This window comes from Pedococcus sp. P3_C7, from assembly GCF_056402615.1.
This window is the reverse complement of sequence record NZ_JBFUHC010000010.1, coordinates 272,488-297,365: the sequence shown is the minus strand read 5'-3', so window position 1 is coordinate 297,365 and position 24,878 is coordinate 272,488. Positions and strand designations below refer to the sequence as shown.

General features: G+C 69.4%; 22 protein-coding genes. 4 read left to right on the top strand and 18 right to left on the bottom strand.

Annotated elements, in window-relative coordinates; genetic code table 11:
- Positions 1 to 9: 9 nt before the first annotated feature.
- The 9 genes from AC1DS4_RS15595 to topA form a co-directional block, all read right to left on the bottom strand.
- A complete protein-coding gene (locus AC1DS4_RS15595) occupies positions 10 to 636 on the bottom strand; it encodes a GNAT family N-acetyltransferase (protein WP_477633182.1) in 627 nt (208 codons plus the stop codon).
- 62 nt (positions 637 to 698) lie between these two features.
- On the bottom strand, positions 699 to 1,487 hold the full coding sequence (locus AC1DS4_RS15590; RefSeq protein ID WP_477633181.1) for a MerR family transcriptional regulator: 789 nt from the start codon (positions 1,485 to 1,487) through the stop codon (positions 699 to 701).
- Positions 1,488 to 1,546: 59 nt separating this feature from the next.
- On the bottom strand, positions 1,547 to 2,572 hold the full coding sequence (locus AC1DS4_RS15585) for a branched-chain amino acid ABC transporter permease (protein ID WP_477613865.1): 1,026 nt from the start codon (positions 2,570 to 2,572) through the stop codon (positions 1,547 to 1,549).
- Positions 2,569 to 3,441: a branched-chain amino acid ABC transporter permease gene (locus AC1DS4_RS15580; protein ID WP_477633180.1), complete on the bottom strand. Its 873-nt coding sequence runs from the start codon at positions 3,439 to 3,441 to the stop codon at positions 2,569 to 2,571. The genes AC1DS4_RS15585 and AC1DS4_RS15580 overlap by 4 nt, the downstream gene beginning before the upstream one ends.
- Before the next feature lie 106 nt (positions 3,442 to 3,547).
- Positions 3,548 to 4,801 (bottom strand): ABC transporter substrate-binding protein, encoded by a 1,254-nt coding sequence (locus AC1DS4_RS15575; RefSeq protein ID WP_477633179.1) that lies wholly within the window; start codon positions 4,799 to 4,801, stop codon positions 3,548 to 3,550.
- Positions 4,802 to 4,897: 96 nt separating this feature from the next.
- Positions 4,898 to 5,605, bottom strand: coding sequence for an ABC transporter ATP-binding protein (locus AC1DS4_RS15570; RefSeq protein WP_477633178.1), 708 nt, complete (start codon positions 5,603 to 5,605; stop codon positions 4,898 to 4,900).
- A 5-nt stretch (positions 5,606 to 5,610) separates the two neighbouring features.
- Positions 5,611 to 6,384 (bottom strand): ABC transporter ATP-binding protein, encoded by a 774-nt coding sequence (locus AC1DS4_RS15565; protein ID WP_477633177.1) that lies wholly within the window; start codon positions 6,382 to 6,384, stop codon positions 5,611 to 5,613.
- 178 nt (positions 6,385 to 6,562) lie between these two features.
- Positions 6,563 to 7,921, bottom strand: coding sequence for a serine hydrolase domain-containing protein (locus tag AC1DS4_RS15560; RefSeq protein WP_477633176.1), 1,359 nt, complete (start codon positions 7,919 to 7,921; stop codon positions 6,563 to 6,565).
- Between the two features lie 5 nt (positions 7,922 to 7,926).
- Positions 7,927 to 10,725: a type I DNA topoisomerase gene (gene topA / locus AC1DS4_RS15555; RefSeq protein ID WP_477633175.1), complete on the bottom strand. Its 2,799-nt coding sequence runs from the start codon at positions 10,723 to 10,725 to the stop codon at positions 7,927 to 7,929.
- A 212-nt stretch (positions 10,726 to 10,937) separates the two neighbouring features.
- Between topA and AC1DS4_RS15550 the strand changes: the two genes are divergently transcribed.
- Entirely contained in the window at positions 10,938 to 11,741 is an 804-nt protein-coding gene (locus AC1DS4_RS15550) for a dioxygenase family protein (RefSeq protein ID WP_477633174.1), read from the top strand.
- 14 nt (positions 11,742 to 11,755) lie between these two features.
- Here AC1DS4_RS15550 and AC1DS4_RS15545 read toward each other — a convergent pair whose 3' ends face one another.
- Complete coding sequence (locus tag AC1DS4_RS15545; RefSeq protein ID WP_477633173.1) at positions 11,756 to 12,826, bottom strand: NAD(P)-dependent alcohol dehydrogenase; 1,071 nt, start codon at positions 12,824 to 12,826, stop codon at positions 11,756 to 11,758.
- Between the two features lie 129 nt (positions 12,827 to 12,955).
- Here AC1DS4_RS15545 and AC1DS4_RS15540 point away from each other — a divergent pair, with 129 nt between their 5' ends.
- Genes AC1DS4_RS15540 through AC1DS4_RS15530 form a run of 3 tightly spaced genes read left to right on the top strand, consistent with a single transcriptional unit; the run spans position 12,956 to position 15,280 of the window.
- Positions 12,956 to 13,684 carry a TetR/AcrR family transcriptional regulator gene (locus tag AC1DS4_RS15540; protein ID WP_477633172.1) on the top strand — a complete coding sequence of 243 codons (729 nt, stop codon included), beginning with the start codon at positions 12,956 to 12,958 and terminating at the stop codon, positions 13,682 to 13,684.
- Positions 13,681 to 14,082, top strand: coding sequence for a VOC family protein (locus AC1DS4_RS15535; protein WP_477633171.1), 402 nt, complete (start codon positions 13,681 to 13,683; stop codon positions 14,080 to 14,082). Before AC1DS4_RS15540 ends, AC1DS4_RS15535 begins: the two co-directional genes overlap by 4 nt.
- Before the next feature lie 25 nt (positions 14,083 to 14,107).
- On the top strand, positions 14,108 to 15,280 hold the full coding sequence (locus AC1DS4_RS15530; RefSeq protein WP_477633170.1) for an MFS transporter: 1,173 nt from the start codon (positions 14,108 to 14,110) through the stop codon (positions 15,278 to 15,280).
- Positions 15,281 to 15,351: 71 nt separating this feature from the next.
- Here AC1DS4_RS15530 and AC1DS4_RS15525 read toward each other — a convergent pair whose 3' ends face one another.
- The 8 genes from AC1DS4_RS15525 to AC1DS4_RS15490 all read right to left on the bottom strand — a co-directional run bounded on the left by AC1DS4_RS15525 (position 15,352) and on the right by AC1DS4_RS15490 (position 24,773).
- Positions 15,352 to 15,672, bottom strand: coding sequence for a hypothetical protein (locus tag AC1DS4_RS15525; protein WP_477613877.1), 321 nt, complete (start codon positions 15,670 to 15,672; stop codon positions 15,352 to 15,354).
- An 11-nt stretch (positions 15,673 to 15,683) separates the two neighbouring features.
- Positions 15,684 to 17,447, bottom strand: coding sequence for a sodium:solute symporter family protein (locus tag AC1DS4_RS15520; protein WP_477613878.1), 1,764 nt, complete (start codon positions 17,445 to 17,447; stop codon positions 15,684 to 15,686).
- A gap of 99 nt (positions 17,448 to 17,546) precedes the next feature.
- Positions 17,547 to 19,583 (bottom strand): ABC transporter ATP-binding protein, encoded by a 2,037-nt coding sequence (locus AC1DS4_RS15515; RefSeq protein WP_477613879.1) that lies wholly within the window; start codon positions 19,581 to 19,583, stop codon positions 17,547 to 17,549.
- Positions 19,580 to 21,316 carry an ABC transporter ATP-binding protein gene (locus tag AC1DS4_RS15510; protein ID WP_477633169.1) on the bottom strand — a complete coding sequence of 579 codons (1,737 nt, stop codon included), beginning with the start codon at positions 21,314 to 21,316 and terminating at the stop codon, positions 19,580 to 19,582. The genes AC1DS4_RS15515 and AC1DS4_RS15510 overlap by 4 nt, the downstream gene beginning before the upstream one ends.
- On the bottom strand, positions 21,316 to 21,945 hold the full coding sequence (locus AC1DS4_RS15505; RefSeq protein WP_477613881.1) for a TetR/AcrR family transcriptional regulator: 630 nt from the start codon (positions 21,943 to 21,945) through the stop codon (positions 21,316 to 21,318). Before AC1DS4_RS15505 ends, AC1DS4_RS15510 begins: the two co-directional genes overlap by 1 nt.
- 132 nt (positions 21,946 to 22,077) lie before the next feature.
- On the bottom strand, positions 22,078 to 23,577 hold the full coding sequence (locus AC1DS4_RS15500) for a DUF7059 domain-containing protein (RefSeq protein ID WP_477613882.1): 1,500 nt from the start codon (positions 23,575 to 23,577) through the stop codon (positions 22,078 to 22,080).
- On the bottom strand, positions 23,574 to 24,287 hold the full coding sequence (locus AC1DS4_RS15495; RefSeq protein WP_477613883.1) for an AIM24 family protein: 714 nt from the start codon (positions 24,285 to 24,287) through the stop codon (positions 23,574 to 23,576). Before AC1DS4_RS15495 ends, AC1DS4_RS15500 begins: the two co-directional genes overlap by 4 nt.
- Before the next feature lie 9 nt (positions 24,288 to 24,296).
- Positions 24,297 to 24,773: a GNAT family N-acetyltransferase gene (locus AC1DS4_RS15490; RefSeq protein ID WP_477613884.1), complete on the bottom strand. Its 477-nt coding sequence runs from the start codon at positions 24,771 to 24,773 to the stop codon at positions 24,297 to 24,299.
- Positions 24,774 to 24,878 lie beyond the last annotated feature (105 nt).

Here is a 24,878-nt window from a genome sequence, read left to right as displayed (position 1 = left end):
CGTAGTACCTCATCGGCGCGCTCGGTCCTCGTCCGCTGCCGGCCGCGACGACGAGCTGGACGCGGCCCACTCTGCCGCGGTCACGGCATACACGTAGTCGTCCATCCGGGGGCGTCCGTCGCCGTCACTGCCCGCGCGCCTTTCGGCCACGCGCCGCAGCCCGACCTTCTCCAGCACCCGTTGCGAGGCGCGGTGTGGGACGAACACGTCGGCCTGGACCATCGCCACCCCCAGGTGGGCGAAGCACAGGCGGACCAGCGCCTCGGCGACCTCTGTCGCCAGCCCCCGCCCTGCCCAGTCGGGGTGGACCGTGTAGCCGAGGACCGCCACCCACATGCCGTTGTCGTCGGGTTCGAGCCGGATCATCGCGTCGCCCACCACCGCGCCCTCCACCTCGATGACGAGGCCGAGGAGCGGCTCCGGGTGGCCCGGCTGGCTCCGCGCCATGTCGCCGGCGATGCGCTCGGCCACCTCGGCGCGGTCGAGCGGCCCACGGCTGAGGAACTCGGCCACCTCTGGAAGCGACCGGTGCCTGAGCACTCCGTCGACGTCATCAGCGCTGACCGGACGCAGGGAGGCCCGGCGGGTGCGTACCGGCCAGGGCACGGTGCTGAAGTCCACTGCCGAGCTGCTCATCGTCCGAGGGTAGCCAGCAGGGTCGCCCTTGCTGCACCTGAAGTCCCGCCCCAACAACCGGCTCAGGCGGTGGGCTGCTCCTGCCGGTCAGCGTTGGCGTAGATCGCGTCACGGACGTAATGCGCCATCCCCGGCCGGATCTCGTCGTACGTCGCCGTGAACCGTGGGTCGCTGGTGTACATGTCGGCCAGGTTGCGGTGGAACTGCGGCGGGCAGTCGTAGAAGCGCTCGTTGATGTTGAGCCGGTGGGCCTCGGCGGCGTCCATCGCCGCCACGCTCGTTGGCGGCTCCCCCGCGTCCATTGCGTCGGTGAATCCCCGGTGCAGGGCGTCGCTCTCGGCCTTGACAGCCTCCCAGTCGGCCTTGGTGTAGCTCTTCGTGCGCCGCTGCGACTGCTGCCACGCGTCGCTGTCGCCCCACCGTTGCTCCGCTTCGGCCTGGGCGTCCTCGAAGCCTTCGCCGAAGAGCTCCTTCAGGTCCTCTGCCGTGGCGTGTTCGTCGTTCATCTCTCTCTCCAGTGCTCGCTCGATGGCCGTGACGAGGTCGCTCATCTCGTCGAGCCGTTGCTGGACCGCCGCGCGTTGGCGACGCAGGTGCTGCTCGACGCTCTCGGGGTGGTCCAGGAGGAGCGCGATCTCCTCGAGGGCGAACCCGAGGCGGCGGTAGACCACCACGTGCTGCAGGCGCGTGAGGTCATGAGCCGTGTAGAGCCGGTAGCCCGCCGACGATCGCTCGCTCGGCCGTAGGAGCCCGATCTCGTCGTAGTGGTGCAACGTGCGCACCGTCACGTCGAGCTGCTCGGCCACCTGCCCCACCGTGAGTGGCTGCGCCTTGGTCGTGCGATCGGTCATGCGCACCACTGTGACGCCTCACGCCGCGTGAGGGTCAAGTCCCCCTGCGCGGGGCGGGGTCAGGAGTCCCTGGCGTGGCGGCGCTTGCGGAGCCAGGAGCTCAGGCCGTTGCGAGCGGTGCCCCAGATGCCGTGGCGGAACGCCAGCACGATGATGACGAAGATCGCGCCGGTGACGATCCCGATGCCGTTGAAGCCCGACGACGCCAGCTGGTCCTCGAGGGTGACGACCAGGGCGGCGCCGACGACCGCACCCCACAGCGTGCCGATCCCGCCGAGCACGGTGATGAGCACGACCTTGCCGGACGTGGTCCAGATCAGCTCCTGGAGCGAGGCGAACCCGTGGCTGATCGAGAACACCCCGCCCGCCAGACCCGCGAGCCCGGCCGACAGCACGAACGCCATGATCTTGTAGCGCTCCACGTCGTAGCCCAGCGCCCTGGCCCGCGCCGGGTTGTCCCGGATCGCGACGAGCACCCGACCGAACGGGCTGTTGACCGTGCGCCAGGCGATGAAGACGCCGAGCAGGATGATCGGCAGCGCCGCGTAGTAGAAGTAGAACGAGTCGGCGTTGATGGTGTCGGTCAGCGGGCCGAGGTTCTTGGGGATCCCCTGCAGGCCGTTCTCGCCACCGGTCACCGAGCGCCACTGGTTGGCGATGAAGTAGATCATCTGCGCGAACGCCAGGGTCACCATCGCGAAGTAGATGCCGGTCCGCTTGACCGACAGGTAGCCGATCGGCACGGCCAGCACCATCGCCACGACGGCGCCGCCCAGGATCGCGACGGGGAAGGGCAACCCGACGTGGCTGGCGATCAGGCCCGTCGTGTATGCCGACGTGCCCCAGAACGCGGCGTGGCCGAACGACAGCAGGCCGGTGTAGCCCAGCAACAGGTCGACCGAGATCGCGAACAACGCCCAGGCCGCGATGTCCATCGCCACGGGCGGATAGATGAACCACGGCAGGGCGAGCGTCACCAGCAGCCCGACGCCCAGCATCACCCAGCGCACGAGGGGGCGTTGAGCGGCCACCACCGGCCCGGCGGGCAGCTCGACGTCGACCTTGTTCTCGAGCTGGGCACTCATGACGCAGCCTCCTCGCGGCCGAACAGGCCCGAGGGCCGGACCAGCACCACCACCGCCATGAGCATGAAGATGAAGACCTGGCTGAACCGGCCGGCATATCCCTGGCCGTAGGCCTCGACGAGACCCACGAGGAAGCCGGCCACGACGGCGCCCAGGATCGAGCCGAGCCCGCCGATCACGACGACCGCGAACAGGATGATGATGAAGAAGCTGCCCATGTCGGCGTTCACCGAGCCCGTGGGTGCGCGCAGCACACCGGCGAGGCCCGCCAGGGCGATGCCGAACCCGAATACCGGTGTCACCCAACGACTTACGTTGATGCCGAGGGCACGCGAGCGCTCGGCGTCCTCGGTCGAGGCGCGCACGATCATGCCCACGCGGGTCTTGGTCAGGACCAGCCAGACGCCGAGGCAGACGACGATCGAGAAGACCGCCGCGAACACCTGGTAGGTCGACAGCGAGACCGCACCCATGGTGATCCGGCCCCCGAGGCCGGCCGGCAGCGGATAGGGCAGCCCCGAGACGCCGTACTTCTTCTTGACCAGGTCGACGAGCAGCAGGGTCAGGCCGAAGGTCAGCAGGAAGTTGTAAAGGGGGTCGAGCCGCAGCAGCCACTGGACCAGCAGGCGTTCCATGAGCACACCGAACAGGAACATCGCGATCGTCATGATCGGCAGTGCCCACCAGAAGCCGAGACCGGTCGAGTCGAGCAGGACGGCGGCCCCCACCGCGCCGAGCATGTAGCAGGCGCCGTGGCTGAAGTTGACCACCCCGAGGACACCGAAGATCACGGCCAGTCCGAGCGCGGCCAGCGCGTAGAAGCCGCCGAGGGCCAGGCCCTGGAGCGTGTACTGGATGAAGGCACTCATGCGCGTCTTCCCGTGGTTGTCGGGGTGGGGAGGAGGTATGCCGCCCGCTCGAGGCGAGCGGGCGGCATACCTCCCGCTGTGGTGACTCAGTCGTGGTGACCGAGGGTCACATCGTGCAGTCGGTGGAGGCGGGCCCGTAGGCGTCGGCCGCGGGGATGGTCTTGACGACCTCTTCGTAGTCCCAGTCCTCCTTGACCTGGTCCTTGCTCTTGACCTTCACGAGGTAGGAGTCGTGGATCACGTTGTGGTCCGCGGCCCGGACCTCGCCGTTGCGCAGGAACAGGTCGTCGATCTTCTTGCCCTCGAGCTGCTTCACGACGGCGTCGGAGCTGTCGGTCCCCGCCGCCTGGATCGCCTCGAGGTAGTTGAGGGCCGCGGAGTAGTTGCCCGCGTGCGCGAACGAGGGACGGGTGTTGGTCTTGGCCTTGAACTTGTCGGCCCAGGCCTTGTTCTTGGCGTCGAAGTTCCAGTACCAGGCGTCCGTGAACGTCGTGTTCTTGAACGCGTCGACACCGAGGGAGTGGATGTCGGTGATGAACATCAGGCCGACGGCCAGCTGCGCCTTCTCCTGCATGCCGGCTTGGTTGTACTGCTTGACGAAGTTCACCAGGTCTCCACCGGCGGCCATGATCCCGACGACATCGGGCTTGGACGATGCCGCCTTGGTGATGAAGGTGGCGAAGTTCTCGTTCGGGAATGGCGTCGCGATCGACTGCTGCACGGTCCCACCCGCCCCCTTGACGGAAGCAGTGAACGACTTGGTCATGTCCTGGCCGAAGGCGTAGTCGGGGTAGACGATCGACCAGTTCTTGCCGCCACCTTCGACGACCGCGCTGCCGGTGCCGCGGGCCAGCATGGCCGTGTCGTAGGCCCAGTGGAACGTGTACTTGTTGCAGGACTTGCCAGTCAGGGCAGTGCTGCCGGCGCCGATGTCGATGAACAGCTTCTTCTTCGCCTTGGCCTGGGTGGCGACGGCGAGCGCCGCCGACGAGGTCGGCACGTCGAGGATGATGTCGGCCTTGTCGCGGTCGTACATCTCCTGGGCCTTGGTGTTGGCGATGTCGGGCTTGTTCTGGTGGTCAGCCGCGACGATCTCGATGTTCTTGGCCACCGCCTTGTCGCCGTACTTGGCCTTGTAGTCGTCGACCGCCATCTGGATCGCGATCTTGGAGTTGGGGCCGGACAGGTCCTTGTAGACGCCGGACTGGTCGTTGAGCAGACCGATGACGACCTTGTCGTCACTGATCTTTCCGCCGGCGGAGCTGGGGCCGCCGGCCCCGCCACAGGCGGCGAGAACGAGGCTGCCGGTGACAGCGATGGCCATGAAGGCCATGGACTGTCTGGTCTTGGTGCGCTGCATGTTCCCCTCCTGGGGTCCTTGTACGGGTGTCTGTCTCTTGCTGGTGGGAGCGGGGGGTGGGAGCGGGTGGGGCGGTGCGGTTGGTGGGAGCGGAGCTCACATGCCGAGGTACTCGAGCAGCTCGGAGGTGCGGGACTGGAACGAGTCGTTGTCGAGCGACTCCACGACCCGTCCCTGGGCCAGCAGGTAGTGGCGGTCGGCGACCGTCGAGGCGAACGTGACGTTCTGCTCGACGAGGAGCACGGAGACGCCCTGGTCCTTGATCTGGCGGATGATGTCGCCGATCTGCTGGACGATCACGGGCGCCAGGCCCTCGGACGGCTCGTCCAGCAGGAGCAGGCGGGAGCCGGTGCGCAGCACGCGGGCGATGGCCAGCATCTGCTGCTCGCCACCGGACAGCTTGGTGCCGGGGAAGTCGCGCCGCTCCTGCAGCACGGGGAACTGCTCGTAGACCTGCTCGAGGCTCCAGGCGTCTACCTTGCTGGTGATCGGCGGCAGCAGCAGGTTCTCCTGCACCGACAACGTGGCATAGATGCCCCGGTCGTCGGGCACCCAGCCGATGCCGGCCTTGGCCCGCTTGTCGGCGCTGGACCTGCCGAGCGCCTGGCCGGCCCACGAGACGGTGCCCTCGACCTGCCGGTGCAGCCCCATCACGGAGCGCAGCAACGTGGTCTTCCCCGCGCCGTTGCGGCCCACGAGGGTCACGACCTCTCCCGGGGCCACGCGCAGGTCGACGTCGGAGAGCACGCGCGCCTCGCCGTACCACGCCGACAGCCCGTCGATCTGGAGGACCTCACCAGCCATCGGGGTCACCCTGCCTGTCCGAGGTAGGCCGTGATGACGCGCTCGTCGTGGCGCACCTGGTCGTAGCTGCCCTCGGCCAGCACCTGCCCGGCCTGCAGCACCGTCACCGTGTCGGCCAACGACCCCACCACGTGCATGTTGTGGTCGACCAGGACGACGGTCCGTCCCTCGGCGACCTGCTTGACGAGGGCGATGGTGCGATCGACGTCCTCGAGGCCCATCCCGGCGGTCGGCTCGTCGAGCAGCAGCAGCTGGGGATCCAGGGCCAGGGCCAGAGCGAGCTCGAGGGCCCGCTTCTGCCCGTACGCCAGTGACCCCGCGGCGGCACCGGAGCGGTCGGCCAGGCCGACCTGCCCGAGCAGGTCCATGGCGCGGTCACGGAACTGGCGCATCTGCGAGGACGACCGCCAGAACCGGTAGCCGAGCCCGGTGGGCGACGCGAGGGCGAGCTCGACGTGGTCGACGGCGCTCATCTGGTCGAACAGGCTGGTGATCTGGAACGAGCGCGCGATGCCGAGGTGGGCGATCTGCTCGGGCTGGCGGCCGGTGATGTCGTCGCCGCGGAAGAGGATCTGCCCCGAGGTCGGCGCGAGGAAGCCGGTGAGCAGGTTGAACAGCGTGGTCTTGCCCGCACCGTTGGGCCCGACGAGGGCGTGGACAGTGCCTTCGGTGACGCTGAGGCTCACGTCGGAGACGGCGCGGAAACCGCGGAACTCCTTGGTCAGGGCGCGGGTCTGGAGCAGGGCTCCAGCCGTGTCCGTGGTGGCGTCGCGGGGCACCGGCACCTCCTCGTGCGGCTCGGTGCGACGGTGCGGAGCCGTCGCGTTCTGCAGAACCCTAGGCGCGCGCCGTGACGCCTGATATGGCCGGGTTCGCCACACAACCCTGACAGAACATGTCCTCCGCACACATCAGGCGCGTGTCACGATTTCATCCGTTTTCGTCCGGTTGGGTGCGTCAGTGCCAGCGGTCGGGGTGGATGTCGCCGGGGATGTCGGCCGCCGGGTCGTAGGGCGTCCGGCTGAAGCGGAACGACCCCAGGTCGAGGTGGCTGGGCCGGCCGTCCGCGCCGCGGACTACCACGAGCGGCTCACCCTCGTGGTAGCCGTCGAGGCCCACCCACCCGGTCTCCGTGGGCCGGAACCGGGAGCCGCGGTTGGCGCCCGGCTCCCCCAGGACGAGGTGCCCGTCGGCCGACAGGCGCAGGTCGTATGCCGTGGTGCCCCAGTACCAGTCACCGACCAGTTCCAGCCCGGAGGCCTGGTCGGCGTCGGCGGACCAGGGCTTGACCGGCAGGGGCTCGTGGTCGACGAGCAGGTCCAACAGGTCGTTGCCGAGGGCCATCCCCGACGTGGCGTTCGCGAAGACCACGCAGCCGTCGCCGGTGTCGCGGCTGACGCGGAGGCCGGCCAGGAAGCCGGGCATCGAACCGCCGTGACCGGCATACCGGACGCCGTCGAGGTTCCAGACCTGCCAACCCAGGCCGTGCGCGCCCGTCCAGGTCTGACCCGGGTTGTCGTTGACGGCGATGGGCAGGCACATCTCGTCGAGGGTCTGCGGGCTCAGCAGCCCGGCGGTGTCACCGGCCAGGAACGTGGCCCAGCGACTGAGGTCCGTCACGGTCGACCAGAGCTGCCCGGCAGGGGCCATGGAGCCGGCGTCGTGCTCGGGCTCGACGTGCAGCAGGTCGGCGAGCGGGTGGACCGCCCAGCCGGGCGCCGCGGGTGCGACGGGACGCATGGAGGTGCGAGACATGCCAAGCGGGTCAAGGAGATTCGTGCGGACGACGTCGCCCCACGGCATGCCGCGGAGCCGCGCCACGAGCTCGCCGAGCACGGCATACCCGACGTTGGAGTAGTGGAACCGCGCACCGGGACGGAACCGCAGGGCCGGTCGGCTGGCCACCAGGTCGGACCAGCTGCCACCCGGCGTCCGCTCCCACCACGGTCCCGAGGTCTCGGCCTGCAGGCCCGACGTGTGCGAGAGCAGCTGGGCGATCGTGACGCCGCCGAAGGCGGCGTCGGCCGTCTCGGCGAGGTGGCCGCTGATCGCGTCGTTCAGCTCGAATCGTCCCTCGTCACGCAGGCGCAGCACCTCGACGCCGACGAACGTCTTGGTGATCGAGCCGATGCGGTACTGCGTGTCCGCGGTGGCGGGCTCACCGTCGGCGCGACCCGACAGCGTGCCCACGGCGCCCGACCACGCCAGCTCGCCACCGCGCACCAGGCCAGCACACACGGACGGCAGCCGCCTGTCGGACTGTTCGCGCGCCAGGCGCTGGTCCAGCTGTCGGGCGGTGGTCTGCTCGATCGGCATGGGCCCTAGGCCTTCTTGGCCGCTGACTTCGTGGCGGTCGACTTCTTGGCAGCCGTCTTCTTCGTGGCAGCCTTCTTGGTCGTCTTCTTCGCGGCCCGCTTGCGGGTGGTCGGCCCCTTGGCGCGCTTCTCGGCCAGCAGCTCCGCACCGCGCTCGGGGGTGATCGACTCGGGGTCGTCACCCTTGCGCAGCGTCGAGTTGGTCTCGCCGTCGGTGACGTAGGGCCCGAAGCGGCCATCCTTGACCACCATCGGCCTGCCCGACACCGGGTCGCTGCCGAGCTCCTTGAGGGGAGCCGTGGACGCGCGACCCCGCTGCTTGGGCTGGGCGTAGATCGCCAGCGCCTCCTCGAGGGTGATGTCGAAGAGCTGCTGCTCGGTGGCCAGCGAGCGGGAGTCGGTGTCCTTCTTGAGGTAGGGGCCGTAGCGGCCGTTCTGCGCCGTGATCTCGACCTCGGTGCCGTCCTCCTCCTTGGAGATCCCCACGACCCGGGGCAGGCTGAGCAGCTTGAGCGCGGTGTCGAGGTCGAGGGTCGCGAGGTCCATGTCCTTGAACAGGCTGGCGGTGCGCGGCTTGACCTTGGCCTTGCCCTTGAGCGCCGCGGTCTCCTCGTCCAGCACCTCGGTGACGTAGGGACCGTAGCGACCGGCCTTGGCGACGATGTCGCGGCCGTTGGTGGGGTCCTGACCCAGGACCTTGCCGTCGTCGGCGGACTGCTCGAGCAGCTCGCGTGCCTTGGCCGGGGTCATCTCGTCGGGAGCGATGTCGTCGTTGATGGTGGCGCGGCGCGGGGTGGTCGCCGCATCGTCGCTCATCTCACCGGTCGACAGGTCGACGCCCTGGGGCACGGTCTCCTCGACGTACGGACCGTAGCGTCCGACCCGCACGACGATGCCCTCGCCGATCTCGATGGTGGAGATAGCACGCGCGTCGATCTCGCCGAGGTCCTCGACCAGGTGCTTGAGGCCCTGCCCGGAACCACCGACGAGGCCGCCGCCACTGCCGCCGACCGCCGGGACACCGAGGCCGTCACCACCGAAGTAGAACCGGTGCAGCCACCGTGCCCGCTGCTCGTCGCCGCCGGCGATGCGGTCGAGGTCCTCCTCCATCGAGGCGGTGAAGTCGTAGTCCACCAGCTCGGTGAAGTGCTCCTCGAGCAGACGGGTCACCGCGAACGCAAGCCATGTGGGGATGAGGGCGTTGCCGCGGGTGTTGACGTAGCCGCGGTCCTGGATGGTTCCCACGGTGCTGGCATAGGTGGAGGGTCGACCGATGCCCTTCTCCTCCATGGCCTTCACCAGTGTTGCCTCGGTGTAGCGCGGGGGCGGGGACGTCTCGTGCCCGTCGGCCTCGGCACGCAGCGTGGTGATCGCCACGCCTTCGCTGAGCTTGGGTAGGCGACGCTCCTCGTCAGCCTCCTGGGCGCGGCTGATCTGCTCCTCGTCACGACCCTCCTCGTAGGCCGCGAGGAACCCGCGGAAGGTGATGACCGTGCCCGAGGCGCTGAACTCCACGACCTGGCCGTCCTCGAGGGTCCCCCCGAGCTTGACCGTCGCGGTGGACCCGCGGGCGTCGGCCATCTGGGAGGCGACGGTGCGCTTCCAGATCAGCTCGTAGAGGGCGAACTCGTCGCCGCGGAGCTCGCCGGCGACCTGGGCCGGCGTCCGGAACCGGTCCCCTGCGGGGCGGATCGCCTCGTGCGCCTCCTGGGCGTTCTTGACCTTCTTCTCGTAGCGGCGAGGGGCGTCGGGAACGTACTCGGCGCCATACAGGTCCCGCGCCTGTTGGCGGGCCGCGGTGAGGGCGGCCTCCGACAGCGTGGTGCTGTCGGTGCGCATGTAGGTGATGTAGCCGTTCTCGTAGAGCCGCTGGGCGACGCGCATGGCGTTCTTGGAGGAAAGCCGCAGCTTGCGCGAGGCCTCCTGCTGGAGGGTGCTGGTCGTGAAGGGTGCGGAGGGGCGCCGGGTGTACGGCTTCTCCTGAACGCTGGTGACCTTGACCTGGGCCGAGATCACCTGTCGCGCAATGGAGTTCGCGGTCTCCTCATCGAGGTGGACGACCCCCTTGGCCTTGAGGGACCCGTCGTCGGCGAAGTCGCGACCCGTGGCCACGCGCGCACCGTCGACCGCGCTGAGGCGGGCTCCGAACTGGTTGGACGTGCCGTCCGGGGTGAAGTCCCCCTCGACGTCCCAGTAGGACGCACGGACGAACGCCATCCGGTCGCGCTCGCGCTCGACCACCATGCGAGTGGCGACGGACTGGACCCGACCGGCGGACAGGCCGGCCTTGACCTTGCGCCACAGGACCGGGCTGACCTCGTAGCCGTAGAGGCGGTCGAGGATGCGCCGGGTCTCCTGGGCGTCGACCATGGCGACGTCGAGGTCGCGGGTGCTGTTGGCGGCGCGCTGGATGGCTTCCTTGGTGATCTCGTGGAAGACCATCCGCTTGACCGGGACCTTGGGCTGGAGCACCTCGAGCAGGTGCCAGGCGATCGCCTCGCCCTCGCGGTCCTCATCAGTGGCGAGGTAGAGCTCGTCGGCGCCCTTGAGCAGTCGCTTGAGCTCGGAGACCTTCTTCTTCTTGTCGGCGTCGACGACGTAGTAGGCCTCGAAGCCGTTGTCGACGTCCACGCCGAACCGGCCGAAGGGGCCCTTCTTCATGTCGGCGGGCATCTCCGACGGGGTCGGGATGTCGCGGATGTGGCCGACCGACGCCTCGACGTCCCAGTCCTTGCCCAGGTAGCCGCCGATCGTCTTCGCCTTGGCCGGCGACTCGACGATGACGAGCTTGCGCCCCTCACTCATGGTTCAACCTCAGTTCCTGACCCGTGTGCAGCGGATTCGTCGCTGCGTGGACACGGCATCGCGGATGACGGTATCCGAGAGGGTCAAATCCGCCACGCCGCGTCCGCATTCCGCGAGGCGTGGCTGGGCGTCGTCGCTCACGGTGGAGCGGGCTCACTCTCGGGGGAGGTAGTTAGTTGAATGTTCAACCTTACTCGTTGTATGCTGGAGCCATGAGCCAGTCCGCGACCGCCAGCCGCCAGCCCGTGCTGTACCTCAGCCACGGTGCGCCCCCGTTGGCCGACGACCCGGTGTGGACCGACCAGCTCGCGACCTGGTCGACGAGGTTCGGCAAGCCGACCAACATCCTCATGGTGTCGGCCCACTGGGAGGAAGCGCCGCTGTCGCTGTCCGCCACCTCCGGCGACGTCCCCCTCGTCTACGACTTCTACGGCTTCCCGCGCCACTACTACGAGGTCACGTATGCGGCGCCCGGCGCACCTCAGCTCGCGGCCGACGTCACCAAGCTCATGCACTCCGGCGACACCCCCGTCCACCGGGACGAGACCCGCGGCCTCGACCACGGCGCCTACGTCCCGCTCGTGGAGATGTATCCCGAGGCCGACATCCCGGTCCTGCAGATGTCGATGCCGACCCTGGACCCCCGGGCGTTGTTCGACCTCGGCCGCAAGCTCGCACCACTGCGTGACGAGGGCACGCTGATCGTCGGGTCCGGGTTCACCACCCACAACCTGCGCTGGTTCAACCCGGCTGCCGGCCCTGACGGAACCCCGCCGGCCGCCTCCGCGGAGTTCGACAACTGGGCCGCGGAGGCGCTCGAGCGCCAGGACGTCGACGCGATCCTCGACTTCATGCAGAAGGCTCCTGCCGCCCGTGAGGCCCACCCGCGCACCGAGCACTGGGCACCGCTCTACGTCAGTCTCGGCGCGGCATACGAGTCGGGCAGCCTCGAGAACGAGAGCGTCATCGACGGCTTCTGGTTCGGCCTGAGCAAGCGGTCCTGGCAGTTCGCCTGACCGCTCGGCCCGGGTCAGGGGATCACGAGGGACTTGCCGCGTGAGTGGAACTCGCCCTGGAGGCGCAGCGCCTCGGCGGCGTCCGCGAGCGCCCACCGCCGGTCCATCACGGGACTCACCTGCCCGCGGGCCACGAGGTCGACGAGGAGCTCGAGGTCGGCGCGGTTGCGGGAGGCGACCTTGAAGGCAGGGGCGCGCCGGCTGCCGAAGGCGAAGTAGACCGGCACGCTGAGCATCCGCGGCAGGGGGCGCAGCCACTTCGACTTGGGCGAGGTGACCATCACGTAGCTGCCACCCGGCGACACCAGGCGGCGGCTCTCGCGCAGGGTCAGGCTCCCCGCGTTGTCGAAGAACAGGTCGAACGTCTCCCCCAGCGAACGCACGTCCTCCTTCGTGTAGTCCACGACTCGGTCGGCCCCGCCGCGACGCGCCGCCTCGACATTGCCGGTGCTGCACACCGCGGTCACGTGCGAGGCGCCCAGGGCCTTGGCCAGCTGGACGGCGAAGCTGCCCACCCCACCGGACGCACCGTTGACCAGCACCCGCTGCCCGGGCCGGAGGCCGCCCCAGTCGCGCAGGCCCTGCAGGGCGGTCTCCGCGGCGACGCCGACGGTGGCGGCCTGATCGATCCCGACGCCGTCGGGAACCGGCACCAGCCAGTCCGCCGGCGCCACGACGAACTCCGCAAAGCCCCCACCGGACACCTCCCCGAAGACCCGGTCGCCCGGCTGGAAGCGCGTGACTGCCGCGCCCACCGCCTCGACCACCCCGGCGATGTCGGCGCCGGGAACCTGCCGCTTCGGGCGGCGCAGCCCGAGGCTGGGGCGGGCGAACATCGGCAGCCCGGTGACGTAGTGCCAGTCGAGCGCGTTGACCGAGGCCGCCCCCACCCGCACGAGCACGTCGTCGACGCCGACCGACGGAACCGGCACGGTGCGCACCGCGACCACGTCCTCCGGCCGTCCATACCGCTCGTGGACAGCCGCTCGCATCGTCGTGGGCGTCGGCCCGGAGCTCTCGCGGTATGCCGTCCCGGTCGCCTCCTGCTCGCGCGCCGAGGTGGTGGTGTGGTCGAGGTCGTTCATCGTGGCTCCCCAGCTCGTGATGGATACTTACGGTGTAAATATACGGTGTAAGTTAGCCCTACACCGTAAGTCTGTCAATGGCTGACGGCTAGCATTCATGACGAGAAGCACGCCGATCGGGAGGGACCCGTGACCGACACCGTCGAGAGCGACACGCGCGACGCTGCGAAGAACGCCCCTCGCACGCCGCTCAGCCGCGAGCGCGTGATGCGTGCCGCGGTGGACGTGGCGGACGCGGAGGGGATCGCGGCCGTCTCGATGCGCCGGATCGGCCAGGAGCTCGGCGTCGAGGCCATGTCGCTCTACAACCACGTCGCCGGCAAGGAGGCCCTGCTCGACGCGATGGTGGAGCAGGTGGCCACCGAGATCGTGGCGGCCGTGGCGTCCCTCGACTCCCCCGACCCGGCGACCGACTGGCGTGGCGCACTGCGGGCGCGAGCCCTCGCCGCCCGCGAGGTCATGCTGCGCCACCGCTGGGCGCCCGGCGTCCTGGAGACGCGCACGACGATGACCCTCGACATCGTCCGGTACTTCGACGGCGTCGTGGCGATCCTGCGGGCCGGCGGGTTCAGCAACGACCTGACGCACCACTCCCTGCACGCCCTCGGCAGCAGGGTCATCGGGTTCTCGCAGGAGCTGTTCGACCCCGGCGACGCTGCCGCGGACGGCGCGTCGGAGGAGCTGCTCGCGGCCATGGCGGTGCAGATCCCCCACCTCGTCGAGATGCTCGGCGAGGTCGCGCACGACGACCCGGGCTCGACCCTGGGCTGGTGCGACGACCAGAGCGAGTTCGAGTTCGGGCTCGACGTCCTCCTCGACGGGCTGGAGCGCCGCCGGGCTTCTACCGTGGGCTCATGATCACCGCACTGCACACCCTCGTCTACGCCGAGGACCCCGACGCAGCTCGCGCCTTCTTCCGTGACGTCCTGCAGTTCCCCGCAACCGACACAGGAGGCGGCTGGCTCATCTTCGCCTCCGGCCCGAGCGAGCTCGGGGTCCACCCGACGTCGTGGGAGCACGGCGGACAGTCCGGCGGCACGGAGCAGCGCTTCGACCTCTCCCTCATCTGCGACGACCTCGCCGCCACGGTGGCGGAGCTGCGTGGGCGGGGCGCCGAGTTCGAGGGCGAGGTCGCCGAGCAGCAGTGGGGCTCGACCATCCAGCTCAAGGTTCCCGGCGCCGGGACGATGACGCTCTACCAGCCGACCTACGACCCGCCCGCCCTCGGACACCCCGACCTCGAGGCCATGTGGTGAGGGTGGTCCCAGTGGGGACTCCGGCGTGAAGGAGCTCCCGGGCTGGGTCCAGTGGCTCCTCGTCGGCCGCTTCGTCAACGCACTGGGTTCGATGGCGTGGGTCTTCATCCCGCTCTACCTGGTGTCCGACCGCGGCCTGAGCGAGGGCGCCGCCGGGTCGATCGCGGCCGTCTGGGGTCTGGGGATGATCGCCGGCAACCTCGCCGGCGGCTCGGTCGGCGACCGGTTCGGGCTGCGACCGATCCTGGCCCTCGCATCGCTGGCCTCGGCCGTCGGCTGCCTGCTCGTCCCCCTGACTCCCACCGCTGCCCTGCCAGTGGTGCTGGCGCTCATGGGCGCGCTCGGCGGCGTGGGCCGACCCGTGTCGTTCGCCCTCGTGACGAGCGCCCTGCCCACCCAGCACCGCCGCCAGGCGACCGCGTGGATGCGAGCGGTCAACAACGCCGGCACCGTCCTCGGTCCACCGCTCGGCGGGCTGTTGGCCGTGCACCACTTCGGCGCGATCTTCGTCATCGACGCCGTGGCGAGCCTGCTGATGCTGGGCGTCGTGCTGTTCGTCGTGCCGACGGCCGCGCGCATCCCCCTGCCGGAGGGCACGCCGACCCGCCTGCTCTCCGCGCTGCGCCAGGACCCGCGCTTCGTCCTGCTCCTGCTGACCGTCGTGGCCGCCGACACCGCCTACCGGTTCGCCTACTCCGCCGTCCCCTGGCAGCTCGACGCGCTCGGTGCGGCCCCGTGGATCTACGGCACGACCATCTCGCTCAACTGCGCGCTCATCGTGGTGTTCGAGCCGTGGCTGGCGCACCGCCTGCGCGAGCGCGCGCCCGAGCGACTGATCGCGCTCGGGTTCCTGCTGGTCGGCATGGGGTGGGTCGTGGTGGCGCCCTCACCGGGCATCGCGGTGGTGCTCGTCGCCGTCGCCGTGGTGACCGCCGGCGAGATGCTCTACAAGCCGACGGCTACCGCTCACGCGTCGGACCGTGCGCCCGACGGCATGCACGGCCGCTACCAGAGCCTCTACGGCGCGGCCTCGATCGGCGGCACGGTCATCGCGCCACCGCTTGCCGGGGCGTTGTTCGAGCTCAGCCCCCGACTGATGTGGGTGAGCGGCGGCGCACTGGGCGTGGCCGCCGCGGCGGTCCTCGCCTTCACCGGCAGCCAGGCCCTGCGTCGCCAACCGGTTCACGAGACCCACTGATCCACGACACATGCAGCCGGGTATGCCGGGTGGTGAGCACCCGGCATACCCTCACCGTCGGGCGGTGGGGCTCAGTGGCCGCCGGGGCGGCGTCGCGGAGCTGGACGGGTCGGGTCGTCCTCGACCGGTTCGACGTGCTCCGGCACGATGATCGGCTTGAGGCGGGCCCAGACGAGGAACACCGCTGAGGCGACAGCGAGCGCGAGCCCGGTCCACAGGTTGGCGTTGACCCCTCCGGTCTTGGCCTCCGCCGTGTCCATGAAGAACCCGGCCAGGAGGAGCAGCACACCGTAGATGCCCAGCAGGGCACCGATGATGTTGCGGATGTCGAAGGCACCAGCCGCGTGGCCACCCGATGCCTTGGCCGTGGGGTCGGACTTCTTGTCGGTCATGACTACTCCTCTCAGAAGGCGAAGTTGAGGACGAGGACCATGACCAGGGCGATCCCGGCCAACGGCAGGGTCCGCTGGAACCAGGGCAGCGAAGCCTCCTCGGGGTCGACGAGGTCCTCCCGGGGTGTCTCCGAGTAGACCAGGCCCTTGAGCTCCGACGCAGGGGTCGACTTCGTCACCATCGTCACGAGCACGCTGACGATGATGTCGACGACGAAGGCAGCCGAGGCCGCGACGAAGCTGGCTCCCTGACCCGCCAGGTGGATCACGCCGAGGCTCGCCGACCCGAAGGCGTCCTCGGAGAGGAAGGCGACCACGACGGCCGACAGGGTGCCGCTGACGAGGCCGACCCAACCGGCGGTGGCCGTCATCCGTTTCCAGAACATGCCGAGGATGAACGTCGCGAACAGCGGGGCGTTGAAGAAGCCGAAGAGCGTCTGCAGATAGTCCATGACGTTGGAGAAGCTGCCGGCGATCGACGCTGTGAAGATCGCGACGACGGTCGCACCCACGGTGGCCAGCCGGCCGATCCGCAGGTAGTAGTCGTCGCTGTGGTCCTTGCGGATGTAGCGCTGCCACAGGTCGTAGCTGAAGACGGTGTTGAAGGCCGAGATGTTGGCTGCCATGCCGGCCATGAATGCCGCGAGCAGGCCCGCGATCGCCAGTCCCAGCAGGCCGTTCGGCAGCACGTCGCGCATCAGCAGCAGCAACGCGTCGTTGTACTTCACGCCCTCGCCACTGGCCCCACCGGCAGGGGTGCCGCCGTTCTTGAGGTCCATGATCTCCTTCACCAGCACGGCCGCGACCATGCCGGGGAGGATCACGATGAAGGGTACGAACATCTTGGGGAAGGCGCCGATGATGGGCGTCTTGCGAGCGGCCGAGATGGACTTCGAGGCCATCGCGCGCTGGACCTCGACGAAGTTCGTCGTCCAGTAGCCGAAGGACAGCACGAAGCCGAGGCCGAAGACGATTCCGATGACGGACAGGAACCCCGAGTCGAAGCCGGACAACGCCTGCCCCGGCCAGGACTCGAGCTGCTGGGCGGCAGGCGGGACCTTGGCCGACGCGGGCGCAGCCTCCGCAAAGGCGGTCAGCTTGTCCTTGAGCCCGCCGTACCCGCCGACGCGGTGCAACCCGATCAAGGTCAGCGGCAGCAGCGACGCCACGATGACGAAGAACTGCAGGACCTCGTTGTAGATCGCCGCCGACAGACCGCCGAGGGTGATGTAGGAGAGCACGATCAGCGCCGCGACGATCAACGCGACCCACAGCGGCCAGCCGAGCAGCGCGTGCACGATCGAGCCGAGCAGGAACAGGTTCACCCCGGCGATGAGCAGCTGGGCGACGGCGAAGCTGATGGCGTTGACCAGGTGGGCCCCGGTGCCGAACCGCCGGAACATGAACTCGGGGACCGACCGCACCTTGGAGCCGTAGTAGAAGGGCATCATCACGACGCCGAGGAACAGCATGGCCGGGATGGCGCCGACCCAGAAGTAGTGCACCGTCGGCAGACCGTACTTGGCGCCGTTGGCCGACATCCCCATGATCTCGACGGCGCCGAGGTTGGCGGAGATGAAAGCCAGACCGGTGACCCACGCTGGCAGGGAGCGACCCGACAGGAAGAAGTCGATGGAGTCCGACACCGAGCGCCGGGCGATGACGCCGATCCCCAGGACGAACGCGAAGTAGATCGCGACCAGCGAGTAGTCCAGCCAGTTGGCGTCGATGAGGGTGTCGGCAGCCGGGACGGCGAGAGGGGCGAGGAAGGACATCAGCGGCTCCTGGGCGGTGCGTCGACGGACGTCAGCCCAACCTAGGGCGTATGCCGCGAATCGGCACCCGGGCGCACGCCGCCACCAGCCAGGGCTGGCTCAGACCTTGGCGCCCGCCAGGTCCGGCGCGGGGGCCTCGCCCGTGTCGACGTCCACGGCCGCACCGCTGAACTGCGCGGCATACAGCTCCGCGTAGGCGCCACCCCGGGCGAGCAGCTCGTCGTGTGAACCCTGTTCGACGATCTGGCCGTCGCGCATCACGAGGATCACGTCGGCGTCGCGGATGGTGGAGAGCCGGTGCGCGATCACGAAGCTGGTGCGGTCGTGCCGCAGGGCCGACATCGCCTTCTGCACGAGCAGCTCGGTGCGCGTGTCGACCGAGCTGGTCGCCTCGTCGAGGATGAGCAGCGCCGGGTCGGACAGGAACGCCCGCGCGATGGTGATGAGCTGCTTCTCGCCCGCGCTGATGTTGCCGCCCTCGGCGTCCAGCACCGTGTCGTAGCCGTCGGGGAAGGAGTGCACGAACCGGTCGACGTAGGTCGCCGTGGCGGCGGCCAGCACCTCTTCCTCGCTGGCGCCGGGCCGGCCGTAGGCGATGTTCTCGCGGATGGTGCCGCCGAACAGCCAGGTGTCCTGCAGGACCATGCCGATCTCGTTGCGCAGGTTGTGCCGCGTCAGGTCGGTGATGTCCACCCCGTCGAGGGTGATCCGGCCGGAGTCCAGCTCGTAGAACCGCATGATGAGGTTGACCAAGGTGGTCTTGCCGGCCCCGGTCGGCCCGACGATGGCCACCGTCTGACCGGGCTCGACGGTGAGGTCGAGGTGCTCGATGAGGGGGTTGGCCGGGTCGTAGGAGAACGACACGTCCTCGAACTGCACCCGTCCGTGCGGGTCCTCCAGAGTCGTCGGCTCCGCTGCGTCGGGGCGCTGCTCGGGAGCGTCCAGGACGTCGAAAACCCTTTCGGCAGAAGCCACCCCGGACTGGAGCAGGTTCGCCATCGACGCCACCTGGGTCAGCGGCTGGGTGAACTGCCTCGAGTACTGGATGAACGCCTGCACGTCACCGAGGCTCATCGACCCGCTCGCCACGCGGAGCCCGCCGACCACCGCGATCACGACGTAGTTGAGGTTCCCGATGAACATCATCGTCGGCATGATGATGCCGCTGATGAACTGCGCGCCGAAGCCGGCGTCGAACAGGTCGTCGTTCTTGGTCCGGAAGGCGGCGCGCACCTCGTCCTGCCGGCCGAAGACCTTGACCAGCTGGTGCCCCGTGAACGTCTCCTCGACGATCGCATTCAGCTCACCGGTGCTCTTCCACTGCTGCACGAAGTGCTTCTGTGAGCGCTTGCCGATCGTGGCCGTGACGAACATCGAGACGGGAATGGTGACGAGCGCGATCAGGGCGAGCAGCGGCGAGATGTAGAGCATCATCCCGACCATCGCGACCACCGTGAGAAGCGACGTCAGCAGCTGGCTCATCGTCTGCTGCAGGCTCTGCGCCACGTTGTCGATGTCGTTGGTGACGCGGCTGAGCAGCTCACCGCGCGGCTGCGCGTCGAAGTACTGCAACGGCAGCCGGTTGAGCTTGTCCTCCACGTCGCGACGCAGGATGAAGATCGTGCGGTTGACGGCGCCGGTGAGGATCCAGCCACTCGCCCACGACAGCACGCTGGCCACGGCATAGAGCGCGAGCACGAACAGCAGGACCCGACCGACCGCACCGAAGTCGATCCCCGAACCGGGCACGAGGTGGGGCATCCTGGCGACCATGTCGGCAAAGGTGTCGTCGCCGCGCGCGCGCAACGCCTCGACGACCTGGTTGCGAGTAGCGGTGGGCGGCAACGACTTCCCGACCACCCCCGCGAAGATCAGGTCGGTCGCCTTGCCGAGGATCTTGGGCCCCACGGCGTTCAGGGCGACGCTGCACACGGCCAGCGCCAACACGGCATACAGGGCTGCCCGCTCGGGGCGGAGCAGGGACAGCAGTCGCTTGGCCGAGGGGCCGAAGTTGCGAGACTTCTCCGACGGCAGGCCGATCGACATCGGCCCCCGCCGCTGGGCGGCGTTCGCCACCGGACCGCGCCGCGCCTCCGCAGCCTTCTCCTCCTCGGTCTTCACACCCTCCGAGCTCATGCCGCCACCTCCTCTGCAGATCGCTGCGACTCGACGATCTCGACATACGTCGGGCACGTCTCGAGCAGTTCGTCGTGGCGGCCTGCGCCGACCACCAAGCCGTCGTCCAGGACGACGATGTGGTCGGCGTCGATGATGGTCGAGACCCGTTGTGCCACCACGATCACCGCCGTGTGCCGGGTAACCGGCTTGAGCGCCGACCGCAGCCTGGCGTCGGTGGACAGGTCGAGGGCGGAGAAGCTGTCGTCGAACAGGAACACCTCGGGCCGGGAGACCAGCGCCCGCGCGATCGCCAGCCGCTGGCGCTGCCCACCCGAGACGTTCGTGCCGCCCTGGGCGATCTGCGCGTTCAGGCCCTCGGGCATGGCCCGCACGAAGTCGTCCGCCTGGGCGATGCGCAACGCCTCCCACAGCTCGTCGTCCGTGGCGTCGGAGTCGCCGTAGCGCAGGTTGGAGGCGACCGTACCGGTGAAGAGATAGGGCTTCTGCGGCACCAGTCCGATCCGCGACCAGACGTCCTCGAGCGTCGCGTCCCGGACGTCGACCCCGCCGAGGCTGACGGACCCGCCGGTGACGTCGTAGAGCCTGGGGATCAGGGACAGGAGGGTCGACTTGCCGGAGCCGGTGCTGCCGATGATGGCGGTCGTCCGCCCTGGTTCGGCGGTCAACGAGACGCCTTGCAGGACAGGCACATCCGCGCCGGGGTAGCAGAACTCGACGTCGCGGAGCTCGACACTCGTCCCCGTGCGGGGGATCGCGATCGGCCTGGAGGGCTGGACGACGGTCGAGTCGGTGTGGAGCACCTCCGTGATGCGTCCCGCCGAGACCGCAGCGCGGGGGATCATCATCGACATGAACGTCGCCATCATGACCGACATGAGGATCTGCATCAGATAGCTCATGAAGGCGGTCAGCTCGCCGATCTGCATCTGGCCGTTCTCGACCCGGTGCGACCCGAACCACAGGACAGCCACGGTCGAGGCGTTGAAGATCAGCATCACGATCGGGAAGACCAGCGCCATCAGCCGACCGACCGCGAGCGCCGTCCCCGTGTACTGCGTGTTGGCCTCGGCGAACCGGGCCCGCTCGTGGTCCTCGCGGACGAACGCCCGGACCACCCGGATCCCGGTGATCTGTTCGCGCAGGACGCGGTTCACCCAGTCGACCGACTCCTGCATGAGGCGGAAGTTCGGGATCATCCTGCGGATCACCAGCGCCACGGACAGCGCCAGGGCCGGCACGGCGACGGCGACCAGCCACGACAGCCCGACGTCCTCGCGCAGCGCCATGATGATGCCGCCGACCATCATGATGGGAGCCGACACCATCATCGCCGCACCCATGAAGACGACCGTCTGCACCTGGGTGACATCGTTGGTGTTGCGCGAGATGAGCGTCGGGGCGCCGAACCGCGACACCTCCTGGGCGGAGAAGTCGCCCACCCTCGCGAAGATCCCGGCGCGCAGGTCGCGGCCGAGACCCGCGGCGGACCTCGCCCCCAGGTAGGTCGCGGCGACGGTGGCGACGATCTGCACCAACGAGACGGCGAGCATCCATCCGCCGGTCCTGACGATGTAGCCGGTGTCGCCCTTGGCGACGCCCTCGTCGATGATCCGGCCGTTGAGGCTGGGCAGGTAGAGCGAGGCCATGGTGCCGACCAGCTGGAGCCCCACGAGGAAGGCGACCAGGCCCTGGTAGGGCTTCAGGTAGTCACGAATGATCCGGATCAGCACTACTTCTTCCCCCTGGAGGTGGGCGACGTGGTCGCGGTGGTCGGGCGGGCGAGAGCGCCCTCGAGGACGACGTCGACGAGCTCGGCCGCCGTGGAGTCCTGGCCATCGAGCATCGGGTGGACGCTGGAGAGCGTCAGCATCCGCAGGTAGCCGATGAAGTTCTTGACCGGGATGCGCAGCAGGGCGACATCGTCACCGATGAGGGAGGTGAAGGCCTCGTCGAGCTCGGCGGTCCCCTCCTGGCGGCGCCGCAGCGCCTTCGCGTCCATCGGGCGGTGCAGCGGTTGGCCGGACGACTGCAGGACGCTCATCAGGGCGAAGATGCCCTGCAGGTGCTTCTGCATGACGGTGACCGCGGCGGCGAGGCGTTCGCGCAGGGGCAGGTCGCGGTCCACGGCGGCCAGCTCGGCCTTCACGGCGGCCGTGTCGAACGCCTCGTGGACGCACGCGTGGATGATCTCGTCCTTGCTCTCGAACACCCGGAAGATCGTGCCCTCGGCGATCCCCGCGGCCTTGGCGATCTCGCGGGTGCTGATCCCCCGGCCCTTGTCCCGCAACAGCGGGATCGTGGCGGAGATGATCGAGGCCCGGCGGTCCTCGGGGGCCATCGCGGGGGCGCGTGGTGACATGAGGATCAGTATGAGTGAGTGAGCACTCACTCACAACAGGGTTTCCCACCTGCACAAACGGCCCCGCCCATGACGAATGTCCCAGAGGTCACTCACTCGCGAGCCCCCGCCAGTCCCGGAAGCGGGCCGTCGTCAGACGAGCAGGCCGTCGGCGACGAGCTCGCGCAGCAGCGGGACCGCCGAGGCGCGCACCTCGCCCACGTCGGAGCCGAGCAGCTCGGCGATCGCCGCCACGGCAGCGTCGGCAGGCAGCGTCCCGTCGCACACGCTGACCAGCGCCGCCCCCACCGTGTCGAGCCGGACCGCCCGGCGCAGCCCGCCACCCTGGCGCAGCAGGATCACCGACGGGTCCTCGGCACCGGGCCGGCCGTGCCGCTCCTCGGTCACGTCGTCGGCGCAACGCCACGCGACGGCCAGGACCTCGTCGTCAGTGTGCTCGGCCAGCCAGGTGCGGGCCCGCAGTCCGGAGAGGACGTGCGGACCCATGGGTGCGGCCACCGGACCGGTCGCCTCGGTCAGCTCGACGAAGGGACTCCGCTCCTCCAGTGGCCGCTGCAGGGTGATCACCCCGAAACCGATCGCACTCACGCCGCGCGACGCGAAGTCGTCGAGCCACGCGGCATACATCGTCGCGAACTCGGTCGTGGCGCTGTGGTGACCCCCGTCGCGGGACCAGGTCTCGGCGTACTGCGCCGGGTCCTGCACGTCGCGCTGGACGATCCAGGCATCGAGTCCGGTGCCGGCAACCCAGCCGCGCACCCGGTCGCGCCAGTCGGCCTCACCGACGACCTCCCAGTTGCCGAGGAACTGCGCCACCCCACCGCGTTCGAGATGGGCCCCGATGGAGCGCACGAGGTCGGCGACGACCGCATCGCCGGCCTGGCCGCCGTCGCGGTACTCGAACAGCGGGACGTCTGGAGTCCGCGGCGTGATGACGAACGGCGGGTTGCTGACGATGAGCCCAAAGCGTTGTCCTGCAACGGGATCCAGCATCGAACCCTCGACGACTTCCCACTCGCACTCGTTGAGCAGTGCGTTGAACCGGGCGTAGTCCAGCGCCCGCGTGGAGATGTCGGTGACCGTGACCTGTTTGGCGTGTGCGCCGAGATGCAGGGCCTGGACCCCGCATCCCGTGCCGAGGTCGAGGGCTCGCTCGACAGCCGGCCGCGGCGTCCAGGACGCCAGCGTCGTCGATGCACCGCCGATCCCGAGGACGTGGTCCTCGCGCAGGGGCGCCCGGGTCTGCAGCTCGGTGAGGTCGGAGGCGATCCACCACGCGTGGTCGTCGTCGCCGTAGGGCCGCAGGTCGCACGTCGAGACGACGCCCGGCCCCTGCGGTGCCACCAGGCGCAGCGCCGTCGCACCGGACAACCCCAGGGTGGGGAGAGCGGCCGCCGCCTCCTCGCTGTCGACGGCGTCTCCCAGCGCGAAGAGGCGCACCAGGGTCGCGAGCGGGGTGCCGACGTCGACGGTGACCCGCTGCGCGGGCAGCACCTGCTCCCGGGCGAGGGCCGCTGCCGCGAGTGGTCCCAGCAGTTCACCGACCGCCTCGACCGTGTATGCCGCGGCGACCAGGTCGGCCCGCAGGCGGGCGACCAGCTCGGCGTCGGCGCGCGGTGTGGGGGTGGTCATCCGTCGAGCAGGCCGCCGAGGTTGAACCCGCCTCCGCCGCCACCGCCCTGGGCCGCGGGCGGCGTCCACTCGCTCGGTTGGACCACGACGAAGCCCGGCCCGGAGAAGGCGTACTGGAAGGCCTCGCCCGAACCACCGCGCAGCATCGAACGCACGTTCATGCTCGACACCACCTGAGGCACCAGGTTGGCCGACCAACCCACACAGGCCTGCACGTCGACGTAGGTGGGCTGCTGGCTGCAGTCGAGGATCACCGGTTGCCCGACCGTGTGGATCGCGACCGTCCCGGTGCCGTGGAGGGTGGTGTTGAACAGCCCGCCGCTGAGCATCCCGGCACCCTGCACCCGCTTGATGTCCCACTCGATGGTGGAGTCGAAGGCCAGCAGGTTGCGGGCGTTGACCGACAACGCGTCGCCGGTGAGGTCGATGAGGAAGACGAAGCCCGCCTCGGACGCGAAGAAGACGTCGCCCTCCCCCGAGACCCGCATCAGCGAGACGTCCTCGCCGGTCACGACCTTCTTGAAGAGCTTGCCGACGCTGCCTGCCTTCTCGTGGTCGAAGCGGATCTGCCCCTGGTAGGACACCATCGCTCCCTTGACGGCGAGGACGTCGCCACCGAGGTGGACCCGCAGCATCTGGGGGTTCTGCAGCGCGAACCGCTGCTGCGCCTGGACTTCGAGGTTGGCCTGGTCAAAGAGCGGACTCTGCATGGCCCCAGCCTAGGATGCGGGCCGGTCCGTCGGCAGGCGATAGGCGTACCAGGTGTCGCGCTGGGCCCCCAGCCCGTCGTAGAGCCGTTGGGCGGTCTCGTTGTCCGGCGCGGTCTCCCACGCCAGCCAGCCCGCCCCGCGGTCGGCTGCGAGCCGACGACACGCCTCGATGAGCCCCGCACCCACTCCCCGACCACGGGCGTGCTCCGTGACGAACAGGTCCTCCATCACCGCCAGCGGCTGGGCGAGGGTGGTGTCCCAGGTCCAGAGCATCGTGGCGTGGCCGAGCGCCTGACCCGAGCCCTCGCGAGCGATCAGCTGGGTGCCGCCCGCACCCTCGTCGAGGAAGGCGGCGGCCATCGCGCGCAGGTCCTCGTCGGCCGGGTTGCTCTCGTAGAACGTGCAGTACGCCCGCATCAGGGGCAGCAGGTCGACCAGGTCGTCGGTGGTGACCTGCGAGATGTGGAACGAGCGCTGCGGGTCCATGGCGCGACCCTACGCGCGGTCGTGAGCACGCGGCATACCCCGGCTGCTTCCGGGCGAGTGGCCGATTTTCCGGGGTGACGGAAAGGGCCGGCTCACCCAGGTGGG